At 70.9% G+C, this 24,637-nt stretch carries 22 protein-coding genes; 15 read left to right on the forward strand and 7 right to left on the reverse strand.

Features of this window, described 5'->3' with window-relative positions; all coding sequences use genetic code 11:
* The first annotated feature begins 77 nt into the window (after positions 1-77).
* From ACFV6X_RS18760 to ACFV6X_RS18805, 10 genes are all read left to right on the forward strand, one after another.
* Positions 78-1,010 (forward strand): Rossmann-like and DUF2520 domain-containing protein, encoded by a 933-nt coding sequence (locus ACFV6X_RS18760; RefSeq protein WP_385384726.1) that lies wholly within the window; start codon positions 78-80, stop codon positions 1,008-1,010.
* Entirely contained in the window at positions 1,007-2,020 is a 1,014-nt protein-coding gene (panC, locus tag ACFV6X_RS18765; RefSeq protein WP_385384728.1) for a pantoate--beta-alanine ligase, read from the forward strand. The genes ACFV6X_RS18760 and panC overlap by 4 nt, the downstream gene beginning before the upstream one ends.
* Complete coding sequence (locus ACFV6X_RS18770; protein ID WP_385384730.1) at positions 2,017-3,786, forward strand: L-aspartate oxidase; 1,770 nt, start codon at positions 2,017-2,019, stop codon at positions 3,784-3,786. Before panC ends, ACFV6X_RS18770 begins: the two co-directional genes overlap by 4 nt.
* Before the next feature lie 5 nt (positions 3,787-3,791).
* Positions 3,792-4,763, forward strand: a complete 972-nt coding sequence (gene nadC / locus ACFV6X_RS18775) for a carboxylating nicotinate-nucleotide diphosphorylase (RefSeq protein ID WP_385384732.1) — start codon at positions 3,792-3,794, stop codon at positions 4,761-4,763.
* 16 nt (positions 4,764-4,779) lie between these two features.
* A complete protein-coding gene (locus tag ACFV6X_RS18780; protein ID WP_365450869.1) occupies positions 4,780-5,577 on the forward strand; it encodes a type III pantothenate kinase in 798 nt (265 codons plus the stop codon).
* A gap of 320 nt (positions 5,578-5,897) precedes the next feature.
* Positions 5,898-6,590, forward strand: a complete 693-nt coding sequence (locus ACFV6X_RS18785; RefSeq protein ID WP_385384799.1) for a hypothetical protein — start codon at positions 5,898-5,900, stop codon at positions 6,588-6,590.
* Between the two features lie 55 nt (positions 6,591-6,645).
* A complete protein-coding gene (locus tag ACFV6X_RS18790; RefSeq protein ID WP_385384735.1) occupies positions 6,646-6,825 on the forward strand; it encodes a hypothetical protein in 180 nt (59 codons plus the stop codon).
* Between the two features lie 194 nt (positions 6,826-7,019).
* Positions 7,020-7,577 carry a BlaI/MecI/CopY family transcriptional regulator gene (locus ACFV6X_RS18795; RefSeq protein ID WP_385384738.1) on the forward strand — a complete coding sequence of 186 codons (558 nt, stop codon included), beginning with the start codon at positions 7,020-7,022 and terminating at the stop codon, positions 7,575-7,577.
* Between the two features lie 9 nt (positions 7,578-7,586).
* Entirely contained in the window at positions 7,587-8,135 is a 549-nt protein-coding gene (locus ACFV6X_RS18800; protein WP_385384741.1) for an amino-acid N-acetyltransferase, read from the forward strand.
* A gap of 319 nt (positions 8,136-8,454) precedes the next feature.
* Entirely contained in the window at positions 8,455-8,790 is a 336-nt protein-coding gene (locus ACFV6X_RS18805) for an Lsr2 family protein (RefSeq protein ID WP_385384744.1), read from the forward strand.
* Here the strand turns inward: ACFV6X_RS18805 and ACFV6X_RS18810 are convergent.
* Entirely contained in the window at positions 8,769-9,488 is a 720-nt protein-coding gene (locus tag ACFV6X_RS18810) for an SCO3374 family protein (protein WP_385384747.1), read from the reverse strand. The two genes, ACFV6X_RS18805 and ACFV6X_RS18810, sit on opposite strands and share 22 nt — an antisense overlap.
* Before the next feature lie 430 nt (positions 9,489-9,918).
* On the opposite strand from ACFV6X_RS18810, the gene ACFV6X_RS18815 reads away from it, so the two are divergent.
* Entirely contained in the window at positions 9,919-12,447 is a 2,529-nt protein-coding gene (locus tag ACFV6X_RS18815) for an ATP-dependent Clp protease ATP-binding subunit (protein ID WP_385384749.1), read from the forward strand.
* A gap of 60 nt (positions 12,448-12,507) precedes the next feature.
* On the opposite strand, the gene ACFV6X_RS18820 is transcribed toward ACFV6X_RS18815, so the two are convergent.
* Both ACFV6X_RS18820 and ACFV6X_RS18825 read right to left on the reverse strand, forming a co-directional pair.
* Entirely contained in the window at positions 12,508-13,134 is a 627-nt protein-coding gene (locus ACFV6X_RS18820; protein ID WP_385384751.1) for an HAD family acid phosphatase, read from the reverse strand.
* Positions 13,135-13,260: 126 nt separating this feature from the next.
* Positions 13,261-16,374: an NACHT domain-containing protein gene (locus tag ACFV6X_RS18825; protein ID WP_385384754.1), complete on the reverse strand. Its 3,114-nt coding sequence runs from the start codon at positions 16,372-16,374 to the stop codon at positions 13,261-13,263.
* A gap of 375 nt (positions 16,375-16,749) precedes the next feature.
* On the opposite strand from ACFV6X_RS18825, the gene ACFV6X_RS18830 reads away from it, so the two are divergent.
* Positions 16,750-17,430 carry a M23 family metallopeptidase gene (locus ACFV6X_RS18830; RefSeq protein ID WP_365450885.1) on the forward strand — a complete coding sequence of 227 codons (681 nt, stop codon included), beginning with the start codon at positions 16,750-16,752 and terminating at the stop codon, positions 17,428-17,430.
* Between the two features lie 11 nt (positions 17,431-17,441).
* On the opposite strand, the gene ACFV6X_RS18835 is transcribed toward ACFV6X_RS18830, so the two are convergent.
* Positions 17,442-18,023, reverse strand: a complete 582-nt coding sequence (locus tag ACFV6X_RS18835) for a TetR/AcrR family transcriptional regulator (protein WP_365450887.1) — start codon at positions 18,021-18,023, stop codon at positions 17,442-17,444.
* Positions 18,024-18,180: 157 nt separating this feature from the next.
* Here ACFV6X_RS18835 and ACFV6X_RS18840 point away from each other — a divergent pair, with 157 nt between their 5' ends.
* Together ACFV6X_RS18840 and ACFV6X_RS18845 are read left to right on the forward strand one after the other, a co-directional pair.
* Entirely contained in the window at positions 18,181-19,689 is a 1,509-nt protein-coding gene (locus ACFV6X_RS18840; RefSeq protein ID WP_385384759.1) for an MDR family MFS transporter, read from the forward strand.
* Positions 19,690-19,795: 106 nt separating this feature from the next.
* Positions 19,796-20,257 carry a helix-turn-helix transcriptional regulator gene (locus ACFV6X_RS18845; RefSeq protein ID WP_385384762.1) on the forward strand — a complete coding sequence of 154 codons (462 nt, stop codon included), beginning with the start codon at positions 19,796-19,798 and terminating at the stop codon, positions 20,255-20,257.
* A 340-nt stretch (positions 20,258-20,597) separates the two neighbouring features.
* Here ACFV6X_RS18845 and ACFV6X_RS18850 read toward each other — a convergent pair whose 3' ends face one another.
* The gene (locus ACFV6X_RS18850; RefSeq protein WP_385384765.1) at positions 20,598-21,776 is read right to left on the reverse strand and encodes a PucR family transcriptional regulator; all 1,179 of its coding nucleotides are present in this window, start codon (positions 21,774-21,776) and stop codon (positions 20,598-20,600) included.
* 247 nt (positions 21,777-22,023) lie between these two features.
* Between ACFV6X_RS18850 and ACFV6X_RS18855 the strand changes: the two genes are divergently transcribed.
* Positions 22,024-22,461 carry a VOC family protein gene (locus tag ACFV6X_RS18855; protein ID WP_385384802.1) on the forward strand — a complete coding sequence of 146 codons (438 nt, stop codon included), beginning with the start codon at positions 22,024-22,026 and terminating at the stop codon, positions 22,459-22,461.
* Positions 22,462-22,509: 48 nt separating this feature from the next.
* On the opposite strand, the gene cseC is transcribed toward ACFV6X_RS18855, so the two are convergent.
* On the reverse strand, positions 22,510-23,856 hold the full coding sequence (gene cseC, locus ACFV6X_RS18860) for a two-component system sensor histidine kinase CseC (protein WP_385384767.1): 1,347 nt from the start codon (positions 23,854-23,856) through the stop codon (positions 22,510-22,512).
* Between the two features lie 20 nt (positions 23,857-23,876).
* Entirely contained in the window at positions 23,877-24,587 is a 711-nt protein-coding gene (gene cseB, locus ACFV6X_RS18865) for a two-component system response regulator CseB (RefSeq protein WP_385384770.1), read from the reverse strand.
* Between the last annotated feature and the right edge of the window lie 50 nt (positions 24,588-24,637).

Here is a 24,637-nt window from a genome sequence, read left to right on the forward strand (position 1 = left end):
CTTCGAACCAATCGCGTTAACATGACGAGAAATCGTCCGGTACCCGGAGCGGACTGGAACGGGAAGGCCGCCGTCGCGTGAGTACAAGCCAACAGCCAGACCCCAGGGACCGCCCCGCGCGGCTCACCGTCGGCGTCGTCGGCGCCGGCCGCGTGGGCCCCGCACTCGCCGCGTCCCTCCAGCTCGCCGGGCACCGTCCGGTGGCCGTCTCCGCGGTCTCCGACGCCTCCAGAAGGCGGGCCGCGCTGCTGCTGCCCGACGTACCGGTGGTCCCGCCCGCCGAGGTGCTGGAGCGTGCCGACCTGGTCCTGCTGACCGTCCCCGACGACACCCTGCCCGGCCTCGTGGACGGCCTCGCAGGCACCGGGGCGGTACGGCCGGGGCAGCTGCTCGTGCACACCTCCGGGCGGTACGGCGCGAACGTCCTGGAGCCCGCTCTGCGGGCCGGCGGGCTGCCGCTGGCCCTGCACCCCGCGATGACGTTCACGGGGACGCCGGTGGACGTCCAGCGCCTCGCAGGGTGCTCCTTCGGGGTCACCGCCCCCGACGAACTGCGGCTGGCCGCCGAAGCGCTCGTCATCGAGATGGGCGGCGAGCCCGAGTGGATCGCCGAGGAGAACCGCCCGCTCTACCACGCGGCGCTCGCGCTGGGCGCCAACCACCTGGTCACGCTGGTCGCCCAGTCCATGGAGCTGCTGCGCGCCGCCGGCGTCGAGGCCCCCGACCGGATGCTCGGCCCGCTGCTCGGTGCCGCCCTGGACAACGCCCTGCGCTCCGGTGACGCGGCGCTGACCGGCCCCGTCGCGCGTGGGGACGCCGGCACGGTCGCCGCGCACGTCACGGAGCTGCGCCGGCACGCCCCGCAGGCCGTCGCCGGCTATCTGGCGATGGCGCGCGCCACCGCCGACCGCGCGCTCGCGCACGGGTTGCTGAAGCCGGAACTCGCGGAGGACCTGCTCGGGGTACTCGCCGCGGACACGACCCTGCCCGAGAACGGGGAAGACCGATGAGCCGCCGGAGCCTCGAACTCGCCCCCACGCCGGACGACCTGGCGCGGGTGCGCGCACACCACGCCGTGCCCGGTCGCACCGCCGTGGTGATGACGATGGGCGCCCTGCACGACGGCCACGCCGCCCTCGTGCGCACCGCGCGCGGGCACGTCGGGCCGGACGGCTTCGTCGTCGTCACGGTCTTCGTCAACCCGTTGCAGTTCGGCGAGGGCGAGGACCTCGACCGCTACCCGCGCACCCTGGAGGCCGACCTCAAGGTCGCCGAGCAGGCCGGCGCGGACGTCGTGTTCGCCCCCGCCGTGGACGAGGTCTACCCCGGCGGCGAGCCCCAGGTCCGCATCAGCGCGGGCGCCATGGGGGAACGCCTCGAGGGCGCCTCCCGGCCCGGCCACTTCGACGGCATGCTCACGGTCGTCGGCAAGCTGCTCCACCTCACCCGCCCCGACGTGGCGTTCTTCGGGCAGAAGGATGCCCAGCAGCTCGCCCTGATCCGCCGGATGGCGCGGGATCTGAACTTCGGCGTCGAGATCGTCGGCGTACCGACCGTGCGCGAGGACGACGGCCTGGCCCTGTCCAGCCGCAACCGCTACCTCTCGCCCAAGGAGCGGCGCACGGCGCTCGCGCTGTCCCGCGCGCTGTTCGCGGGCCGCGACCGGCACGCGGCCCAGGAGGCGCTGCGCGCGCGGGCGCGTGAAGTGCCCGCCACGCGCGCGCGTGCCGAGGCGCTGAGCGCCATCGGCGAGTCCCGCGCCGCCGCCGACGCGCACGCCGTCGCCAAGGCGGTCCCCGGTGGCCCGTCCGCCGTACGCGCCGCCGCCCGCCTGGTCCTCGACGACGCCGTCCGCCTCGACCCGCCCCTGGTGCTGGACTACGTGGCCCTGGTGGACCCCGAGGACTTCACCGAGATCGAGGACGACTTCACGGGAGAGGCCGTCCTCGCGGTCGCCGCCAAGGTCGGCACGACCCGGCTGATCGACAACGTCCCCCTCACCTTCGGAGCAGCCTCGTGACCAGCACAGGCATACGACTGCACGCCCCCACTCCGGGCTGGTCCATCCCCGCGGACGTCGTGGTCGTCGGCTCCGGCGTCGCCGGCCTGACGGCGGCGCTGCGCTGCGAGGCCGCCGGCCTGCGCACGGTCGTCGTGACCAAGGCGCGCCTCGACGACGGCTCCACCCGCTGGGCCCAGGGCGGCATCGCCGCCGCCCTGGGCGAGGGCGACAGCCCCGAACAGCACATGGACGACACCCTGGTGGCCGGCGCCGGGCTGTGCGACGTGGACGCGGTGCGGATCCTCGTCACCGAGGGGCCCGACGCCGTACGCCGCCTGATCGAGACCGGCGCGCACTTCGACGAGTCCACCGAGGGCGAACTGGCGCTCACCCGCGAGGGCGGCCACCACCGCCGCCGTATCGCCCACGCGGGCGGCGACGCGACCGGCGCGGAGATCTCCCGTGCCCTCGTGGAGGCGGTACGCGCGCGTGGCCTGCGCACGATCGAGAACGCCCTGGTCCTGGACCTCCTCACGGACGCCGACGGCCGCACGGCGGGCGTCACCCTGCACGTCATGGGCGAGGGCCAGCACGACGGGGTGGGCGCGGTGCACGCGCCGGCGGTGGTGCTCGCGACCGGCGGCATGGGCCAGGTCTTCTCGGCGACGACCAACCCCTCGGTCTCCACCGGCGACGGCGTGGCCCTCGCCCTGCGCGCGGGCGCGGAGGTCAGCGACCTCGAATTCGTCCAGTTCCATCCCACGGTGCTGTTCCTGGGCCCGGAGGCGGAGGGCCAGCAGCCCCTGGTCTCCGAGGCGGTACGGGGCGAGGGCGCGCACCTGGTGGACGCCGGCGGCGTGCGCTTCATGGTGGGGCAGCACGAGCTCGCCGAACTCGCTCCCCGGGACATCGTCGCCAAGGGCATCATGCGGCGTATGCAGGAGCAGAACGCCGAGCACATGTTCCTCGACGCCCGGCACTTCGGCGCCGACATGTGGGAGCACCGCTTCCCCACGATCCTCGCCGCCTGCCGCGCCCACGACATCGACCCGGTCCACGAACCGATCCCGATCGCCCCGGCCGCCCACTACGCCTCCGGGGGCGTCCGCACGGACTCCCAGGGCCGCACGACGGTCCCCGGGCTGTACGCGTGCGGGGAGGTCGCCTGCACGGGCGTGCACGGCGCCAACCGGCTCGCCTCCAACAGCCTCCTCGAAGGCCTGGTCTACGCAGAGCGCATCGCCCACGACATCGCGGTGACCCACCGCCGCGACGACCTCCACGCGCGTGTGCCGGCCCCCCTCCTGCACCCGGAGCAGCCCGCGCACCCCCTCCTCGCCCCCGAGGACCGCTTCACGATCCAGCGGATCATGACCGAGGGCGCCGGGGTCCTGCGCTCCGCCGACTCCCTCACCAAGGCGGCCGAGCAGCTCCACCGCCTGCACGCCGACGCCCGTGAGGCCCTGCACGAGAACGGCAAGACGGCCGAGCCCGGCGTGGACACCTGGGAGGCCACCAACCTCCTGTGCGTGGCCCGCGTCCTGGTGGCCGCCGCACGGCTCCGCGAGGAGACCCGAGGCTGCCACTGGCGGGAGGACCACCCCGACCGTGACGACAGCACGTGGCACCGCCACATCGTCGTGAGGCTGAATCCGGACCGCACACTCGCCGTACGCACCACCGATACCGCAGACTTCCCCCCAACCCTCCCCCAAGTTCTCGGCTCCGCTCGAGCAGGGGGCACCCCCATGCACCACCCGGCGCAGCGTCCCCAGGAGCAGTGACAGCAGTGAGCACCCCCGACCTTCCCCTCGTCCCGTCCGACGGCTGCGGTGACGGCTGCGCCTGCGGCGCCGGCGAGGAATACCTGGAGTGCGGCCTCGACCCCGCACTCGCCCAGCTGCTGGCCGACGCCGGACTCGACCCCGTGGAGGTCGAGGACATCGCCAACATGGCCGTCCAGGAGGACCTCGCGGGCGGCGTGGACGTGACGACGGTCGCGACCATCCCCGAGGACGCGGTGGCGACGGCCGACTTCGTGGCACGCGAGGCGGGCGTCGTGGCGGGCCTGCGGGTCGCCGAGGCCGTGATGTCGATCGTCTGCGAGGACGAGTTCGAGGTCGAGCGGCACGTCGAGGACGGCGACCGCGTGACGGAAGGCCAGAAGCTCCTCTCCCTCACCACCCGCACCCGGGACCTGCTCACCGCCGAACGCAGCGCGCTCAACCTCCTGTGCCGCCTGTCGGGCATCGCGACGGCCACCCGCGCGTGGGCGGACGTACTCGACGGCACGACGGCGAAGGTCCGCGACACCCGAAAGACCACGCCGGGCCTGCGCTCCCTCGAGAAGTTCGCCGTCCGTTGCGGCGGCGGCGTCAACCACCGCATGTCCCTCTCCGACGCGGCCCTGGTCAAGGACAACCACGTGGTCGCCGCGGGCGGCGTCGCCCAGGCCTTCCAGGCCGTCCGGGAGACCTTCCCGGACGTCCCGATCGAGGTCGAGGTCGACACGCTGCACCAGCTCCGCGAGGTCGTGGACGCCGGCGCCGACCTGATCCTGCTGGACAACTTCACGCCGGGCGAATGCGAGGAGGCGGTCGCCCTCGTGCACGGCCGCGCGGCCCTGGAGGCATCCGGCCGCCTCACCCTCGACAACGCCAAGGCATACGCCGACACCGGGGTCGACTACCTGGCCGTGGGCGCCCTGACGCACTCCGCGCCGATCCTGGACATCGGCCTGGATCTGCGAGCGGCGGAGTAGGGAGGGGGAACCGGCCATGCTGCTGACGATCGACGTAGGCAACACGCACACGGTCCTGGGCCTGTTCGACGGCGACGAGATCGTCGAGCACTGGCGCATCTCCACCGACGCCCGCCGCACGGCGGACGAGCTGGCGGTGCTCCTGCAGGGCCTGATGGGCATGCACCCGCTCCTCGGCGACGACCTGGGCGACGGCATCGACGGCATCGCGATCTGCGCGACGGTCCCCTCGGTGCTGCACGAACTCCGCGAGGTGACCCGCCGCTACTACGGCGACGTCCCCGCCGTCCTCGTCGAACCGGGCGTCAAGACGGGCGTCCCGATCCTCACGGACAACCCCAAGGAGGTCGGCGCCGACCGCATCATCAACGCCGTGGCGGCGGTCGAACTCTTCGGTGGCCCGGCCATCGTGGTCGACTTCGGCACGGCGACGACGTTCGACGCGGTCAGCGCGCGCGGGGAGTACGTCGGCGGCGTCATCGCCCCCGGCATCGAGATCTCCGTCGAGGCCCTCGGCGTCAGAGGCGCCCAGCTCCGCAAGATCGAGGTTGCCCGCCCCCGCAGCGTGATCGGCAAGAACACGGTCGAGGCCATGCAGTCCGGCATCGTCTACGGCTTCGCGGGCCAGGTCGACGGAGTCGTCAACCGCATGGCCCGCGAACTCGCGACCGACCCCGACGACGTCACAGTGATCGCGACGGGCGGCCTGGCCCCCATGGTCCTGGGCGAATCCTCGGTCATCGACGAACACGAACCGTGGCTGACCCTGATAGGCCTCCGCCTGGTCTACGAACGCAACGTCTCCCGCATGTAGCCCGCCGCGACGGGCGCCGCCGCGCCCACCCGTGCCCGGGGGTGTCCGCCCGCAGCGGTTGGCGCGTCAACACGGGCGAGTCGGTAAGGAACCGATTCCGCACCGTTCCGAGGACGGTCACCCCCCGGCACGGCCCCGACACGAACCCGCACCTTGGGCGCCACAGCAACCAAGCACCCACCCGCACCGGCGGCGCAGGCACCCCCACGGCCCCGTCCACCCGAGTGGCACCCACGCCACACCCACCCTCCTACCACCCGGTTTGTCTGATTAGCGCGTATCGTCGCCGCATGCCCACGCCACACGGATCCCGCGGCGGCATGGCGTTCGGTGCGGCGGAGCTGCGTGTGCTCCGACGCGCTCTCGCCCTTGCCCTCCACCCCGGCCAGACCTCGGCCGAGGACGTCCAGGACTGCCATCGCCTGGCCGAGTCGCTCGACGAGGCAATGCGCGAGGGCGCCCGCCTGCGGGCCTTCCTCGTGGCCGACCTGGCCCGCTACCGCGCCGCCCTCCCAGGCACCGCGGCCGGCTACCTCACGCTCCTGGAGGAGGCCCTGCGCGCCGGACACCGCCCCCATCCCGACGACCTGGCCGCCCTCCGCGCCCTCCGCGGCAACCCCACGGCCGCCGCGCTCCTGGACCACTGTCAGCGCCTCGCCGAACAGGACGTCCGTGCGCGCCTCACCCGCAGCGCTCTCTCGCCCACCCCCACCCCGGCACTCACGCCCACGCCCCGTATCCCGGCCACCCGCACCCACCTCCACGCCCTCCCCGGCGGCCTGGCGAACCTCACGTTCGCCCCCACCCCCCACGCCGACGCGGAGAACCCCGCCGAACCGGAGCGCAAACCCGAGAAGCGGCCGGCCGAGAAGCCCGGCCCACCCTCCCCGGCCGCCCCCGGACCCACCCCGAAGCCCACCCGCCGCCCCGTCCCCACCCCGGGCGAGGTCTTCCCCCGCCGCAAGCCACCTCAGCCCCCGGCGACGCCTTCGCAGCAGCTCGCGGCGGTCTGAAGTCCAGGCGCGGCCCCGGGCACCCGGCCCGGCCGCCCGCCACTACCCTGGACCCATGGACTACGTCTCCGCGCTTCTCCCCCCGGCCGTCATGGCCGTCTTCTTCATCGGCGTGATCCGGGTGATCGTGAAGACCCAGGGCGGCGCCAACAAGGCCAAGGAGGACGCGGCCGTCGACGCCGCCCTCGCCCGCGCGGAGGGCACCCGCCGGTCCTCCGCGACAGGCGACGCCTGACAGGCGGCACCACCCCGGCCGAAGCGCCTCCGCCCCACCCGCGCCACCCAGGGCGTACGACTCCCCTTCAGGGTCGTACGCCCTTTTTGTTCTCCTTCACACAGAAAAGTTCCCGTCCAGCACGCCATAACCCGGATTTACCACTATTGTGCTGAACTGTGCCTCGCCCATTGGGAGAACTCGAAGACGCGGTCATGACGCGGGTGTGGAAGTGGAACCGCCCGGTGACCGTTCGAGAAGTCCTGGAAGATCTTCAGCAGGGACGGACCATCGCCTACACCACGGTGATGACCGTTTTGGACAATCTCCATCAGAAGGGCTGGGTGCGCCGCGAGGCGGAAGGGCGGGCCTATCGATATGAGGCGGTCTCCACCCGAGCCGCCTACGCCGCGGCCCTGATGAACGACGCATGGTCGCAGAGCGACAACGCCGCGGCCGCGCTGGTCGCCTTCTTCGGCATGATGAGCGAGGAACAGCGCCAGGCGCTGCGCGACGCGGTACGCATCGTGAACATCCCGGAAACCCCCGAGCCGGCCCCCAGCCCCCCCGGGCCGCTCCAGAGCACCGAACGAGCCCAACCGCCCGAAGCCACGAATACCCGCCCCGATACCCGGGACGAGAACCGCACCGACGTCCAGAACGACAACCACGGCGACAAGCCCACCGGCCCCTCCACCGAGATGTCCACGGACACGTCCACCGGCATCTCTGCCGAGAACCCCGGCTCCGCCCCGGAGGCTTCCGGGCGATAGCGTCCGCTCATGTCCGCAGAGAGCCCCTCCGCCGAGAACCCCGAAGTCACCGCTAAAGCCATCACCGTCCGCCGGGCCCGGACCAGCGATGTCCCCGCCGTCCGCCGACTCCTCGACTCCTTCGTCCGCGGCGGCATCCTGCTCGACAAAGCCACGGTGACGCTTTACGAGGACATCCAGGAGTTCTGGGTCGCGGAACGGGACGACAACGCCGAGGTCGTCGGCTGCGGCGCACTGCACGTGATGTGGGAAGACCTCGCGGAAGTCCGCACTCTCGCCGTGAAGCCCGGCCTCAGGGGCGCCGGCGTCGGTCATCGGTTGCTGGAGAAGTTGCTGCAGACCGCACGGTGGCTCGGTGTTCGCCGGGTTTTCTGTCTGACCTTCGAAGTCGACTTCTTCAGCAGGCACGGCTTCGTGGAGATCGGTGAGACCCCGGTGGACACCGAGGTGTACGCGGAGCTGCTGCGTTCCTATGACGAGGGCGTCGCGGAGTTCCTGGGCCTCGAACGAGTGAAACCGAACACCTTGGGCAACAGCCGGATGCTTCTGCATCTGTGATCGCCGGGGTATGCCGACGGTTTGCGGGGGAGTATGCCGGGGGGATGTCGACGGGCTATGTCGGGGAGGTATGTCCGCGGGTATGCCCGAGAGTATGCCCGGAGTATTCCGCCCGAGCCCGCTGCCCGGGTTCCCTATGTCCGAAACGCGCATGTTTCCGGGCGAGGGTCGTCCACCGGTCTCTCCCGGGGGGTTTGTGTTTTTCCAGCAAAAGCGGTTTGCTTTCCGACGTACTGCAGTACTGCATATAACAGGGGGCGGCGAAACGGCGGACGCCGCAGACCCTCGGCCCTCAACGTTATCGATGAAAGGAAATGCGGTGGCACAGAAGGTTCAGGTCCTTCTTGTCGACGACCTCGACGGCGGCGAGGCGGACGAGACGGTGACGTTCGCGCTGGACGGTAAGACGTACGAGATCGATCTCACGACCACCAATGCGGACAAGTTGCGCAGCCTTCTTGACCCCTATGTGAAGGGTGGTCGGCGTACTGGCGGCCGTGCTTCCGGAGGGCGCGGAAAGGCGCGTGCCGCGTCCGGTGGCGGCCAGGACACCGCTGCGATCCGTGCGTGGGCGAAGGAGAACGGTTACGAGGTCAACGACCGTGGTCGTGTTCCCGCGTCCATTCGCGAGGCTTACGAGAAGGCCAACGGCTGAGCACACGCGCGTCGCAGCCGGATCCGGTGGCAGTGAGTCGCCACCGTGTCCAGCAGCCGTACGAGATCGGGGGCGCCCCCAACGCCCCCCATGGCCGACAGCGTCGGCAGCGAGGCCTCGACCTCGCACCCCGGCTCGGGGGGCCGCAGCCACACAGCGGCCCCCTGCAGAGAACTCCAGCGGTCCCCGTGACAACTCCGGCAGTCCCCCTGACAGCCTCGGTCGTCCCCGTGACAGCCCCGGGAGCAGCCCCAGGGATCCCCGGAGCCACCACCCCCCTCGGGGTCAGCGATGAGCTCCTCGCCGCTCCAGCCGGCCGCGTCGCCGCCCGGCGGAAGCGGAGCCTCCGTGGAGGCGCTCCCGCCCTCCCCGCCGACGACCCGCAGATCCAGCGGCAGGCCACCCCACTCCAGCCAGTCCAGCACCCCCGGCAGCTCCTCCGCGCTCCCCGGCGCCACCAGCAGCCGCATCCGGTCACCCTGGACGGCCACCGGAGACCCCGGAACAAGGTGCCGCAGACCCGCGAGGCCCGCCTCGACCGCTACGTCCAGGACGTCGAAGCGCGAGCCCACCGACAGGTGGAGCGGGGTGCCCGGCACGGTCGGCCAGCCCAGCTCGTGCTCGTACCACCGCCTCACCCGATCGCCCTGATGGGAAGGGCGCCGTGGGGGCGGAACCCAGGGCATTGCGCCAACCATGCCAAGTGAAACCGTCAAAACCGCGTTCGAGTTACGCTGGGTGTTGCTGTTGATGCGCAGAGTGGCGAAAAAGGGGGCGTGTGGGGGTGCGGGGTGGCGCAAGGTTGTTCGCCCATAGCGGAGGGAACGGGGGCGCACGGCATGGACTGTCAGTGCGAGCGGGTAAGACATCCCTAGTGAGAGGGGGCGACACGCAGGCGAGGCCGTCTCGCGTTCGCCATCGGCGTACTGATGGTGGGGGTAACTGCCTGGCCTGCGGGAACATCGTCTCGCACCATCGGGTTGGAGCAGATGTCGGCGTTCGGGGTCAGGAGGCCATCGACGGTGTCGGCAGTTGGAATGAGCGGTCCCCGCTTGCGGGACTAAGCTGCGGAAGGACAGGGAGGGGAAGTTCCCCCCACTGCCTGACCGCTCTGAGGAGCGATTAACGATGTTCGAGAGGTTCACCGACCGCGCGCGGCGGGTTGTCGTCCTGGCTCAGGAAGAAGCCCGGATGCTCAACCACAACTACATCGGCACCGAGCACATCCTCCTGGGCCTGATCCATGAGGGTGAGGGTGTCGCCGCCAAGGCCCTTGAGAGCCTCGGGATTTCGCTCGAGGCGGTCCGCCAGCAGGTGGAGGAGATCATCGGCCAGGGCCAGCAGGCCCCGTCCGGGCACATCCCCTTCACCCCCCGTGCCAAGAAGGTCCTGGAGCTGTCGCTCCGCGAGGCCCTTCAGCTGGGCCACAACTACATCGGCACGGAGCACATCCTGCTCGGCCTGATCCGTGAGGGCGAGGGCGTCGCCGCCCAGGTCCTGGTCAAGCTGGGCGCAGATCTCAACCGGGTGCGGCAGCAGGTGATCCAGCTGCTCTCCGGTTACCAGGGCAAGGAGACCGCCGGCGCCAGTGGCGGTCCTGCCGAGGGCACCCCCTCCACGTCCCTGGTCCTCGACCAGTTCGGCCGGAACCTCACCCAGGCCGCTCGTGAGTCCAAGCTCGACCCGGTCATCGGGCGCGAGAAGGAGATCGAGCGGGTCATGCAGGTGCTGTCCCGCCGTACAAAGAACAACCCGGTCCTGATCGGTGAGCCCGGCGTCGGCAAGACCGCCGTAGTCGAGGGCCTCGCTCAGGCCATCGTCAAGGGCGAGGTGCCCGAGACCCTCAAGGACAAGCACCTCTACACCCTGGACCTCGGCGCGCTGGTCGCCGGCTCCCGCTACCGCGGTGACTTCGAGGAGCGCCTGAAGAAGGTGCTCAAGGAGATCCGCACCCGCGGCGACATCATCCTGTTCATCGACGAGCTGCACACGCTGGTCGGTGCGGGTGCCGCCGAGGGCGCCATCGACGCCGCGAGCATCCTCAAGCCGATGCTGGCCCGTGGGGAGCTGCAGACCATCGGCGCCACCACGCTGGACGAGTACCGCAAGCACCTGGAGAAGGACGCGGCCCTTGAGCGCCGCTTCCAGCCCATCCAGGTCGCGGAGCCGTCCCTGCCGCACACCATCGAGATCCTCAAGGGTCTGCGGGACCGGTACGAGGCGCACCACCGCGTCTCCATCACCGACGAGGCACTGGTCCAGGCCGCAACCCTGGCCGACCGGTACATCTCGGACCGCTTCCTGCCGGACAAGGCGATCGACCTGATCGACGAGGCCGGTTCCCGGATGCGCATCCGCCGGATGACCGCTCCGCCGGACCTGCGCGAGTTCGACGAGAAGATCGCCGGTGTCCGCCGGGACAAGGAGTCCGCGATCGACTCGCAGGACTTCGAGAAGGCGGCCTCCCTGCGCGACAAGGAGAAGCAGCTCCTGGCCGCGAAGGCGAAGCGGGAGAAGGAGTGGAAGGCCGGCGACATGGACGTCGTCGCCGAGGTCGACGGCGAGCTGATCGCCGAGGTCCTCGCCACGGCCACCGGCATCCCGGTCTTCAAGCTGACGGAGGAGGAGTCCTCGCGTCTGCTCCGCATGGAGGACGAGCTCCACAAGCGGGTCATCGGCCAGGTCGACGCCGTCAAGGCGCTGTCGAAGGCGATCCGCCGTACGCGTGCCGGTCTGAAGGACCCGAAGCGTCCGGGTGGCTCGTTCATCTTCGCCGGCCCCTCCGGTGTCGGTAAGACCGAGCTGTCCAAGGCCCTCGCCGAGTTTCTCTTCGGTGACGAGGACGCGCTGATCTCCCTCGACATGTCGGAGTTCAGCGAGAAGCACACGGTGTCGCGTCTCTTCGGCTCGCCCCCCGGTTACGTGGGCTACGAAGAGGGTGGCCAGCTGACCGAGAAGGTCCGCCGCAAGCCGTTCTCCGTCGTCCTCTTCGACGAGGTGGAGAAGGCCCACCCGGACATCTTCAACTCGCTGCTGCAGATCCTGGAGGACGGTCGCCTGACCGACTCCCAGGGCCGGGTCGTCGACTTCAAGAACACGGTCATCATCATGACGACCAACCTCGGCACCCGGGACATCTCCAAGGGCTTCAACCTGGGCTTCGCGGCGCAGGGTGACACGAAGTCCAACTACGAGCGCATGAAGAACAAGGTCTCGGACGAGCTCAAGCAGCACTTCCGGCCCGAGTTCCTCAACCGCGTCGACGACGTGGTCGTCTTCCCGCAGCTGACCCAGGGCGACATCCTGCGGATCGTCGACCTGATGGTCGGCAAGGTGGACGAGCGCCTGAAGGACCGGGACATGGGCATCGAGCTCTCCCAGTCCGCCAAGGAGCTGCTGGCACAGAAGGGTTACGACCCCGTGCTGGGTGCCCGGCCGCTGCGCCGCACCATCCAGCGCGAGATCGAGGACTCCCTGTCGGAGAAGATCCTCTTCGGCGAGCTGCGTCCCGGCCACATCGTGGTCGTGGACACCGAGGGTGAGGGCGACAGCAAGACCTTCACCTTCCGCGGCGAGGAGAAGTCGGCCCTGCCGGACGTCCCGCCGATCGAGCAGGCGGCCGGCGGAGCGGGTCCGAACCTGAGCAAGGACGCGTAACGCCGCACACGTGAGGGGCCGGTGCCGTCGAGGCACCGGCCCCTTTCGCATGCCCGGGTGCTACGACAGCTGGCCGTCGTAGTCCGGCAGCTTGTAGGTCTTCTCGGCGTGGCCGCCCGACAGGTCGGTGGTGTTGTTGCCGATGTTGGCGATGATCGTGTAGCCCTTGGACTCGATGTTCACCCGCTGGGCCGTCTTGTAGTCGGCGACGTTCTTGAAGAGGTCGAAGAAGCCGCGGACGTAGAGGCCGTCGACCTCGTAGCCGACCTGCTCCAGGTTCCACTCGGTGGGCAGGTGGATGATGCCCGGGCGGGCGGTGACGAAGAAGATGTCGACGCCGCGGTCCTGGGCGTACTTCGCGACGTTCAGGGCGGGCTTGTTGGCCGGCTGCGGGAAGCTGAAGCCGAAGTCGGTCTCCAGCGTGGTGTTGTCGATGTCGAAGACGATCGCCTGCTTCTCGCCCGGCCCGGCCTGGGCGATCCGCTGCTTGAGGTACGGCAGTGCCTGGTCCATCACGGCCTGGCAGTCCCGCTGCCAGGTGGCGTAGTCGACGTCCGCGGCGGCGGTGGCCGCGGTGGTCGAGGCAGTGCTGGTGGCGGCCTCGGCGGGGGCGGCGATGGCCACGAGGGCGGCCGCGGCGAGGGCGGTGGCGGCGGTGCGGCTCGCCCAAGGGTGGCGTCTTGTCATCTGGGGGGTCCCTTCACGTCCGTACACGGTGCGTACGGGGCCGGCATGTCGTGTGCATGGTCGTGCGTGAGGGTGGCGCGAGGGGAACCGTAGGGTTACTGCACGGTAGGTGTACAGAGGTGTGCGTCACACAACGCCGTGGATCCTGCTCAACGACGGTGACACCGGGAGGAGTTCGCGTATCCCGTCCGGTACGTCGGTGATGCCGGCGGCCAGGTTGATGGTGACCTCGCGCAGGTCGGGAAACAGGGTGCGCACACCTGAAATGTCCTCGGTGCCGTGGAAGTTGTTGAGGCGCAGCTTGGTGACCCCGGGCAGGGGTGGGCCCTGCCAGCCGACGAGCTCCCAGTTGATGCGCAGTTCCCGCAGGTCCGGGAGCCGGGCGATCTCCTCGTAGTCCTCCGGGTCCAGCGCTTCGTAGAGGGTGGCCAGGCTCAGTGCTCGCAGGGAGCGGAACCGGTGCAGGCCCCGCAGCCCGCTGTGCCGGAGAGCGAGCTTGGTGAAGCGCAGATAGCGCAGCGGCGGTTCCGTCGGAATGGCCTCGTCCAGGGACTCCGCCTCCAGCGGCACGCCGATGTCGAGCGAGTGGAGCGTCGGGCTATCGGCGAGGGCGAACATTGCGCCGGGACGTACGAGGCCAGGCAGGTCGTGCAACGCCAGCCAGGCGAGCGGGATGCCGGCCAGCGGGCGGAGTTCCCGTACCTCCGGGCACTGATGGATGGTCAGGTCGGTGAGCTGCCGCAGCGTGGTCAGGCAGGTCAGGTCTCGCAGCCGGCCGTTGTTGCGCAGACGCAGCTCCCGCACCTTCCGGGGCACCAGACCGGCGCTCAGTTCCGCTTCCGTGATGTCGCCGACGACGTCGTTGGCCGCCCGGCCGCCCAGTTCACGCAGCTCACGCAGGTGCTCGCCGGAGTGGGCGGTGATGAAGAGGCCGTCCTCGTCCAGGTGCGCGATGACGTCGTCGGCGTACCGCCGGGTCCCGAACCGGTGCCAGGTCCAGGACAGTTGGGCACGCACGTCGAGCGACGGATGGGAGCGGAAGTGGGCGAGGACCGGCACCGCCGCCTCCGTACCGATCAGCGAAGCCGTGATGACGACCGCCCGCGCCTCCTCCTGCCCGAGCCCTTCCGGCCCGGGCAGCAGCTCCAGTGCCAGGGGGCCGACCGAGGCGAGGGCGCGGGCCTCCTCGACCGTCCGGGGCGGGATCAGGGCGGCGGCGTTCCGCTCGACCTCCTCCCGTACCCCGGGGTCGAGCTCGGTCGCGTGCTCCAGGGACGCCAGCGCGAGCAGCCCTACCCGGGCGTGTGCCGCGCCCCCCATCCGGTGCGTCGAGGCCACCAACTCGCGCAGCAGCTGCGCCCGCTCCCGGGGGCGGGCATGGGCCACCGCCATCCGGATCACGTCCGCCCACTGCTCGTCCGCCGCGCCCCGCACCAGCAGGCCGAAGTCCCCGTCCTCCACCGCCGCCTTCGCGCCCAGGTAGTCCTGGAAGGTGCGGTGGACGAACTCCACGGTGCCGGGGGACGGTTCGCGGAGCAGGCCGCTGCGGACCAGCAGATGCCTCAATATCGACGGGGCGTCGCCCTGGGAGGCCGCCGCCGGGAGGGACGGGAGGACGTCGGCGACCAGGCGCTCGGCCCGCTCACGGTCCATCTCGGACTGGTTGTTGCGGATCAGCCAGTACGCGAGGCGCTGGAGCAACTGGATCTGGGGGAGCTCGGTGAGGTGGATGCCGCCGGGCCCGGCCATGTCCCGCTCCTCGTCCCGCCGTGCCAGCAGCATCGACAGGGCGGCGTCGTACAACTCCTGGCGGCCGTACGGGAGATAGCCCCGCCGGTCCCGGTGCAGGGCGCAGATCAGACCGCACATCAGGGGGTTGGTGGCGAGGCGGCCCAGGTCGGGCTTGGTGCGGACGGCGTCGAGAAGGGTGCGTTCGTAGGCGTCGAGGCGGTCGCGGTCCTCGGGGGCGTCGGCGCGGGCGGCGGTGTGCCAGCGCGTGACGAAGGCGGCCACGTCGTCCGTGCTCATCGGGGTCAGCGTCAGCTCGGTGAACCCGTCGGGCGCGAGCCAGTCCTCCCGTACGGCGGAGGGGCGGGAGGTGACCAGCCACTGGTTGCCGGGATAGACGTCCAGCAGGTCGCGCAGCCAGCGGCGGGTGCGTTCGCGCTCGCGTTCGGGGATCTCGTCGATGCCGTCCACCAGAAGCAGTCCCCGGCCCGCGCCGAGCACATGGTCCGCCCAGCCGTCCGGCTGGTTCGCGTGGAAGGGGACGCGTACGGCGGACAGGAAGGCGTCGGGTGCGGGGAGGCCGTCGGGGCGGCGGACCAGGGTGCGCAGCGGCAGGACGAACGGGACGCGGTCGCCGCGCGCGCCCCGGGCCGCGGTGACCGCGACCCACTGGACGAGCGTGGTCTTGCCCGAACCGGCCACCCCGCGCAGCAGCACGCGGTCGTGCTCGGCGAAGGCCTGTTCGGCGCGGAGCGTGAGGGTGGCGGAGGGGAGGCCGTCGGGGCCGGCCGTCTCGCCGTCGGCGGCCGGGTGCAGGGCCTGGAGGCTGAGGTAGGCGGCGTCGAGGGGCCAGCGGTCGGGGGAGTCGACCAGGTCGATGCCGTAGATGGTGAGGTGGCCGTGCTTGGTGGTGACGTACCTCATATAGCGCTGCTCGAAGCCGCTGTCGGAGGCCGGTGCGGTGCGGGCGAGCAGGGCGTCGATCTTGCCGACCAGCTCGCGCTGGCGGCGGGACTGCTCGACCAGGGTGCGGGCGACGAAGGTCGAGCGCTGAGTGAAGAAGTGCAGGATGTGCAGGCAGGCGGTGGTGAGCGTGCCGAGGTAGAAGTGGGCCGCGTCGAGGGAGAGCTCGCGGTCCGGCGTGCCGCTCGCGGCGCGCAGCCGTGCGGCCAAGGCCTCGTGGCCGAGCTCGACCGCCTGTACGTCGGTCATGTCCAGTTCGCCGAGGGCGTACAGGGTGTCGGCGAGGGCGTGCGCCACGGGCTCTTCCTCGGCCGCCCGCAAGGGGCGCTCCCCGCCGCCCTTCAGCGCCTGCCGGACCAGCTCCGTGGCCAGCCGGGTGAGGTCCCCGCGATCCAGTCGCCGCTTCTCGCCGCGGAACGAGACGTACGAGGAGATCCGCACCGGCCGTTCGACCAGCCCGGCGCCCGCGCCCTCGCTCACGAACAGCTTCTTCACGAGCGGCGCGGCCACGGCCGACGCCAGCCGCACGCCGATGACCGACGGTTCCACCCGGCCTCCCCCTGAGCCCTGTTGGCAGGAGACAGCAGAGTAGCGCCGGTCACATTCCGGGGTGCGGGGAGCCTGCCCGCCGGTGACATGCCGCACAGGCGATTTGTCCGGTACTAGCCGGAATAGGAGTGGGATGGATTTGGACAAACAGGATTTTTCACTCACAACTCACGTGTCGGACTATCCAATTTCGAGCCAATCGTCCGGAATAGCTCCTCTGTCAAGAGCCCCGGCGATATGCCTGATTCTACTAGGTTCGGTAGTAGGTCACACGTTTTGGCCTGACCGGGTGCGACAGGTACCAAGGGATGGCCCGCCCGGCAGAAGGCTTTTGCGCCGAGCGGTTCCTTCTGTCCCCGTCCCATGAGGTTTCGCATGTTCACGCGTGTCACGTCCCGTTCGTCCCGTACGCCCCAGCTCCGCACTCGCGCGGCCGTGCTGGCCGCCGGTATCGGCGCCTCGGTCGTGCTGGGGGCCGGGGTCGCGGCCGCCGCCAACACCTCCACGGCCGCTGCCACGACCGCCACCACCGGTGTCGCGCACGCCGTTGAGGCACAGGCCGCGGCTCAGGCGAAGGCGGCCACGGTCGCCGCCGCCAAGAAGGCGAACGCCAAGTCGGTCGCCGCGAAGAAGGCCGTCGGCTGGACCGCCCCGGTCAAGGGCTACAGCCTCAGTGCCAGCTACGCCCAGGCCGGCGGCATGTGGCAGTCCACTCACAGCGGGCAGGACTTCGCCGTCGCCACCGGCACCAAGGTCATGGCCGCGCACGGCGGTACGGTCGTCAAGGCCGGCGGCAACGGCGCCGGTGACGGCCCCGCGTACGGCAACGCCGTCGTCATCAAGCACGGCAACGGCACCTACTCGCAGTACGCCCACCTCTCGCGCATCGACGTGAAGGTCGGTCAGATCGTCGCCGGCGGTCAGCGCATCGCCCTGTCCGGCAACACCGGCAACTCCAGCGGCCCGCACCTGCACTTCGAGATCCGCACCTCCGCCAACTACGGCACGGCGATAGACCCGGTCGCCTTCCTGCGGACCAAGGGCATCACCCTCTGAGCGACGGTGACCTAGGGCGCACCCCTGTGCGCCTGCGTCACCATGTCGACGGCGACTTCGAGGATGGCTTCGCGCTTCTCCTCGGGGTCGCCTTCGAGTTCCTGCATCACGAACACCATCCCCGCGTGCAGCGTGAAGATGGCGCTCACGCACCGGACCTGGTCGGCCAGGGTGGCGTCCCGGTCGATGATGATGTGACGCAGGCCCTTCATGCGTTCCTTGAACAGGTCGCCGATGCGCAACTCCCGTACCGTCGCCTGGTTCTCGTGCATGAAGCGGAACAGCGGCCCGGCGGCGGTGAGGTACTCGCTGTAGCGCCGTACGATCTGCTGCTTCGTCTCCAGGGTGTGCGGCTGGTGGCGGCCCCACTCGATCAGTTCGTCGATCGGCTGCATCACGTCGTCGAAGATGCCGACCAGGATCTCTTCCTTGGTCTTGAAGTGGTAGTAGAGCGCCGCCTTGGTGACGTCCAGGCGCTCGGCGATCTCGCGCAGCGATGTCTTCTCGTAGCCCTGCTCGGCGAAGAGGTCCAGGGCCACGTCCTGGATGCGCTGGCGGGTGTCGCCCCGTCGGCGCTGCTTGGTGCCGTCCATCCTGCCGCCCGTCCTCGCCTTGCCCGGCCACTCCCTGGCAAGGAAAAACTTACTTGACGCCCGGCTAGTTTGCGAGCTACGTTCTCGCGGTAACTAGCCGGGCGGCAAGTAAGTTGGGGGAGCGGTGCAAGAGGGGAAGCAACCGAGGAGCGTGCGGGTGGTCCTGCTCGCCCTGATGATCGCGATGATGCTCGCGATGCTCGACAACATGATCATCGGTACGGCGATGCCGACGATCGTGGGCGAGCTGGGCGGTCTGGAACACCTGTCCTGGGTGGTGACGTCGTACACCCTGGCGACCGCCGCCTCCACCCCGATCTGGGGCAAACTCGGCGACATGTACGGGCGCAAGGGCGTCTTCCTGAGCTCGATCGTGCTCTTCCTGATCGGCTCGGTGCTCAGCGGCATGGCCCAGGACATGGGGCAGCTGATCGCGTTCCGGGCCGTGCAGGGGCTGGGCGCCGGCGGTCTGATGGTCGGCGTCATGGCGATCATCGGTGACCTGATACCGCCCCGGGAGCGCGGCAAGTACCAGGGCATGATGGCTGGCGTCATGGCGCTGGCGATGATCGGCGGCCCGCTGGTCGGCGGCACCATCACCGACCACTGGGGCTGGCGCTGGACCTTCTACATCAACCTGCCGCTGGGCGCGGTCGCGCTGATCGCCATCACCGCCGTGCTGCATCTGCCGAAGAAGCGCTCCGAGGCCCGGATCGACTACCTGGGCGCCGCGCTGCTGACCGTCGGCATCACCGCGATCGTGCTCGTCACCACCTGGGGCGGTACGGAGTACGCCTGGACGTCGGCCGTGATCATGGAGCTGATCGGGATCGGCGTCGCCGCGCTGGTCGGGTTCGTCTTCCGGCAGACGCGGGCCGCCGAGCCGATCCTGCCGCTGCACATCTTCCGCAGCCGGAACTTCACGCTGATGTCCTTCATCGGGTTCGTCGTCGGCTTCGTGATGTTCGGCGCGACCCTCTTCCTGCCGCTCTACCAGCAGTCCGTGCAGGGAGCGTCCGCCACCAACTCCGGACTGCTGCTGCTGCCGATGCTGGGCGCGATGCTCGTCACGTCGATGGTGGCCGGGCGGGTGACCACGCAGACCGGGCGCTACAAGCTGTTTCCGGTGGTGGGCGGTGCGCTGATGGTCGTCGGCCTGTATCTGCTGTCCCTGATGGACACGGAGACCTCGCGGCTGACGTCCGGCGTGTACATGGCCGTGGTCGGGCTCGGCATGGGCTGCCTGATGCAGATCACCATGCTGATAGCGCAGAACAGCGTGGAGATGAAGGACATGGGCGTCGCGTCCTCCTCCACCACCCTCTTCCGCACCCTCGGCTCCTCCTTCGGTGTCGCGATCATGGGCGCGCTCTTCAACCACCGGGTCCAGGACGAGATGGCCCGGCGGGCCGGCGCACTGGGCTCCCAGATGACCGAGCAGTCCGCCCAGCTGGACGCCGCGAGCCTGGCCAAGCTGCCGGAGGCGGCCCGCGAGGCGTACCAGTACGCGGTGACGGCCGGGACGCACGGGGCGTTCCTGCTGGGCGCGGTGGTGGCCGTGCCGGCACTGATCGCGGCGGTGTTCGTGAAGGAGGTGCCGCTGAAGGGGGCGGGGCCGAAGGACGAGGCGGAGCCGGCGGTGGCGCCGGTGACTGAAGCGGTCTGAGTCTCCGGTGGGGGCGGGGCGCGGGGTAAGGCGTCGGCGGGCGATGCGCCGGCGGCCGGTCGCGGAGCCCGGCGGTGATGTCGGTGCCCCGTGTCACGATCGGTCCATGGACAGGACGCGTCAGCTGCGGCTGGCGAAGGACGCGATGGACCGTGACTGGGCCGACCCCGCACTCGACCTGGCCGCGGTCGCCGCGCACGCCGGGTACTCGCGGTACCACTTCGTCCGCGCCTTCAAGGAGGCGTACGGCGAGACACCCGGCCAGTACCTCACCCACCGCCGGATCGAGCGGGCCGAGGACCTGCTGCGCGCCGCCGACCTCACCGTCACGGAGATCTGCAACCTGGTCGGCTTCAGCAGCCTCGGCACCTTCTCGACCCGCTTCAAGGCACGGACCGGCCTGACGCCGAGCGAGTACCGGACGACGCACGTCGGCAGCGGGGCGGCCCTGATACCCGGGTGCTACGCGATGCTCTGGGCCGGCGGCTTCCCGCGCCGTGCGCGGGTGGAGCTCGACGCGGGGGAGCGGGCCGCGGCGATGCCGGCTGAGCCGGTGACCGCGTTGTGAGGACGCTCCAGCAAGGGCGGTGAGCAGTGCAACGCCGACAGCGGCAGCGTCTTGAACGGCAAGGTCGACCTCGAACTCCACCTGACCGGGCAGGGCGTCCTCACCGTCCGGCCGGTCCTGGCGAAGGGGTTCCACGAGCGCTCTGGCATGTTCCGGCCGTCTACGGCGAGGCGCGCGGCGCGGGGCACCTGAGCTCCATCGGGGACGGCGGGGCCGTCGCCGGGGACGCGGGAGGCTGGTCGGCGTCGGCGTCGGCGTCGGCGTCGGTATCGGCGTAGGCATCGGTATCGGCGTCACAAGAAGCTTGCGCGGCCTCGTGGCGTACGAGCGGCTGCCCGCGTCAGCGTGGCACGTCCGTCGCGCGGAGCGCGAGGGCCCAGCCCAGTCGGGCCTCCCCCGACTCCGAAGGCCAGCCCGTGAGTTCGACGATCCGGACGATGCGATTGAGGACCGTGTTGCGGTGGCAGTAGAGCTCCTCGGCGGCCCGCAGGGCCGAGCAGCCGGCGTCCAGCCACACCCGCAGGGTGCGCAGCAGCGCCGGAGCTTCGGAGCCGCACTTCAGAACGCCGTCCAGGTAGTGGGTGACCAGGCGCTCGGCTATCTCCGGGTCGCCGGTCAGTGCCGCCTCCACCAGGCGTTCGTCGAGCTGCGCCACCACTCCGCTGCTCGGCGGCAGCGTGCGCAGGGCGCGTTCCGCCAGCCGCAGGGCGGTGTCCGCCGCGGCCAGTTCCTCGAACGGCGGGGAGATCCCCGCCGTGCCCCCCAACTCCCCGCGCAGCACCCGCGTCAACTCGTACGGCTCGGCGGACCCGAGCCGTACGAGGCCCGCGTACCGCTCGGCCCGGGGACGCCAGAACGACCACATGCCCGCCGTCTGCAGCGCCGGCCCTGGGTGGGGCGGCGCCGCCGGATCCTGGTCGGCCACCACCACGGCGAAGCGGTCGCGCGGGGGCAGACCGAGAGCCGCCGCTGCCGCGGCGGCCACCGCCGGATCACTGCCGCGGCCCTCCAGGAGAGCCTCGAACAGGGCGCCGCGCCGCGAGTCCTGACGGTGGCGCAGCTCCAGCTGGGCGAGCCGGTACGCATCCGACATCACCGTCGAGAAGCGGTCGATGGTCTCCCACAGCGCCCCCGCCACCTCCAGGACCAGGTCCTGGTCGGTCGCCGCCGGGCCGCGCAGCGGCTCCGCCATCGCCTGCCACAGCACCCGGCCGCCGCGCCGGTACGCCTGGAGCACGCTGTCCAGCGGCATGCCCTGCTCCGCCCGCCGCCGCCCCGTCTCGGTGGCGGCGGCCTCGATGTCGCCGACGCTCGTCGGCAGCCCGCCGAAGTCCTCCAGCGCGAGTACGAGGTTGTCGCGGCAGACGGCGCGCAGATCGGTGAGCGAGACCGGGCGGCCGGAAGCGTACGCCGGGCTGTGCGCGCGGATGTCCGCCACCACCTTGCCGGTGAGGCGGTCGATGTCCGCGAGCAGCGTGTGCGCCAGCCGGGAGCGCAGCGACAGTTCCCCATCGGTCATGGCGGCACATTAGGCGTCCGCATCGGCCTGGGGGACGGCGAGGTGCATCCGCCCACGGCGTCCCCCCGGATGCTGGGCAACCGCACACGGATCGCGGCCCGGGCCGTACGGATGCCGAAGGCGTCACACCGGACTCTCGCGCCGCTGCCGGCGGTCCGGCACTGAGCAATTCCGGAGAAGCGCACCGGCCCCTGCCCTGCCTACCGTGACGAACACAAGCCGTTACCCGACGCGGGAGAGCAGAGCGATGATCACCGGCCTGGGAATCACCACCGTGTGGACCTTCGACCAGCAGCGCACCAAGACCTTCTTCACGGAGAAGCTGGGATTCGAGGTGCGCAGCGAGGTGCCGATGGGTGACATGCGGTGGGTCACCGTGGGCGCAAAGGAGCAGCCGGACGTGGAGCTGGCCCTGATGAGCCTGGACGGTCCCGGGCTCGACGCCGAGTCCTCCGAGGCGCTGAAGAAGCTGGTCAGCAAGGGCGTCATCGGCGCGGGCGCGCTACGCACGGACGACTGCCGGGGCGACTACGAGACGTTCCGGGCGCGCGGGGTGGAGTTCCTCCAGGAGCCGCAGGAGCGGCCGTACGGCATCGAGGCGATCTTCCGCGACGACAACGGGAACTGGTACTCCCTGACGCAGCGCAACGAGAAGCTGGACTTTTCGAAGGACTTCGGCTGCTGACCCGGCCCGAGCCCCGCCCGTAGCGTTCGCCCCGCCCGTTCAGCAGGCCTATTCGGCCAGGACCGGATAGCTGCCCGTGTTCGTCGGCGCGTGCTCCGGCAGCCAGAGGACGGCGACCGCGCCCTCGGCCGGTATGTGGTCGGCGGCGCCCGGTGGGCGGACGTTGCGGAAGGTCAGGCGGGCGCCCAGCACCCTGGCCTGGCCGGCCGCGATGGTCAGGCCCAGGCCGTGGCCTACACCGGCGCGGTCCATGCTGCCGGTGCGGAACCGGCTCGGGCCCTGTGCCAGCAGGTCCTCGGGGAAGCCCGGCCCGTGGTCGCGGACGCGGATCACCCGGCCCTCGACGGTGACCTCTATGGGCGGCTTGCCGTGCCGGGCGGCGTTGGCGAGCAGGTTGAACAGCACGCGCTCCAGGCGGCGCGGGTCGGTCGTCACCTCCGACTCGTGCACCACCTGTACGGCGATCCCCGCGTCCTTCGTCGCCACCCGCCGGGCGACGAACTCGCCCAGCATGATGTCCTGCAGCTCGGCCCGCTCGGAGGCCCCGTCGAGCCGGGCCACCTCCAGCACGTCCTCGACCAGCGTGCGCATGGCCTTCGCCCGGTCCAGCACCAGCTCGGTGGGGCGGCCCGGCGGCAGCAGCTCGGCCGCGGTCAGCAGCCCGGTCACCGGGGTGCGCAGCTCGTGCGCGATGTCGGCGGTCACCCGCCGCTCCGCCTCCAGCCGCTGCTGCAACGCGTCCGCCATCGCGTCCACGGCCCGCGCCAGGTCGTCGGTCTCGTCCCGGACGACCCCGCCGATGGCCTCGCGCACCCGCACGTCCGGCTCGCCCTTGGCGACCTGGTTCGCCGCGGAGGCCGCCTTGCGCAGCCGGCGCGACAACTGTCCGCCGACGAGCACGCCGAGCGCGCTGCCACCCAGGACCACCGCGATGGAGCCGATGACCAGCGCCTGGTCGAGGTCCTTGAGGATGTCCGTGCTGCGGTCGGTGAACCCGGTGTGCAGGGACAGCACATGCCCGTCCTTGAGCGGCACCGCGGCCCAGATGTCCGGCCCGCCACCCGCCCGGTCGGTCACGTACGTCGCCCGGCGCCCGGCCCCGACCTTGGCGCGCAGCGCGGACGGCAGGTCCGGGTCGTCGATCTTGATGTCGGGGAAGTTGGGCCGCCCGGACAGCTCGTAGTTGCGCTGGGCGATCTGCACCCGCTCGTCGGCGAGGTCGCGCGCGTTGTCCAGCATCGAGACCCGGGCGGCGTTGTGCACGACCAGGCTGAGCACGATCGCGATCAGCGCGCCGACCAGCGCGATCGCCGCGCTGAGCTTCCACCTGAGTCCCGTACGGATGCCCGTACGCCGCACGCGCGCCCCCACCAGGCGCCGGGTGATCCCCCGCATCTGCGTGTCCCGTCCCGCCCTCAGGCCTTCAGCTTGTAGCCGAAGCCGCGAACCGTCTCGATCCGGTCCTGACCGATCTTCGTTCGCAGCCGCTGCACATGGACGTCGACGACGCGGGTGTCCCCGCCCCAGCCGTAGTCCCAGACCCGCTCCAGCAGCTTGTCCCGGGACAGCACGGTGCCCGGCGCCGAGGAGAACTCCAGCAGCAGCCGCATCTCGGTCGGGGTGAGCGCCACCGGCCGGCCGGCCTTGCGCACCTCCATGCCCTCGGTGTCGACCTCCAGGTCACCGAAGGTCAGCACCCCGCCGTTCGCCGAGGCGTCCGCGTCCTCCGGGCGGCCCGCCGCGCCGCCGCTCGCGTGCCCGAACCGGCGCAGCACCGCCCGGATCCGCGCCACCAGCACGGCGCCGTCGAACGGCTTGGTCACGTAGTCGTCCGCGCCCGCCTCCAGCCCGAGCACCACGTCGATCGAGTCGGCCCGCGCCGACAGCATGATCACCGGGACGGTCGACTCGTCGCGGATACGGCGGCACAGACTGACCCCGTCGAGGCCGGGCACCATGACGTCCAGCAGAGCGATGTCGGGCCGGTTCGCGCGGAACGCCTCCAGCCCCGACAGCCCGTCGGGCATGGCGGTGACCGCGAAGCCGTCCCGCTCCAGGGCGAGCTGGGTGGCCTCGCGGATGACATCGTCGTCCTCGACGAACAGGACGTGGGTCTGGTCTGCCATCCGTGTTCTCAGTCCGTATCCGTTGGGTCGGTACTCGGTACCCGGTCTCG

This window comes from Streptomyces sp. NPDC059861 (assembly GCF_042731435.1).
In the GTDB taxonomy this organism is placed as follows: domain Bacteria; phylum Actinomycetota; class Actinomycetes; order Streptomycetales; family Streptomycetaceae; genus Streptomyces.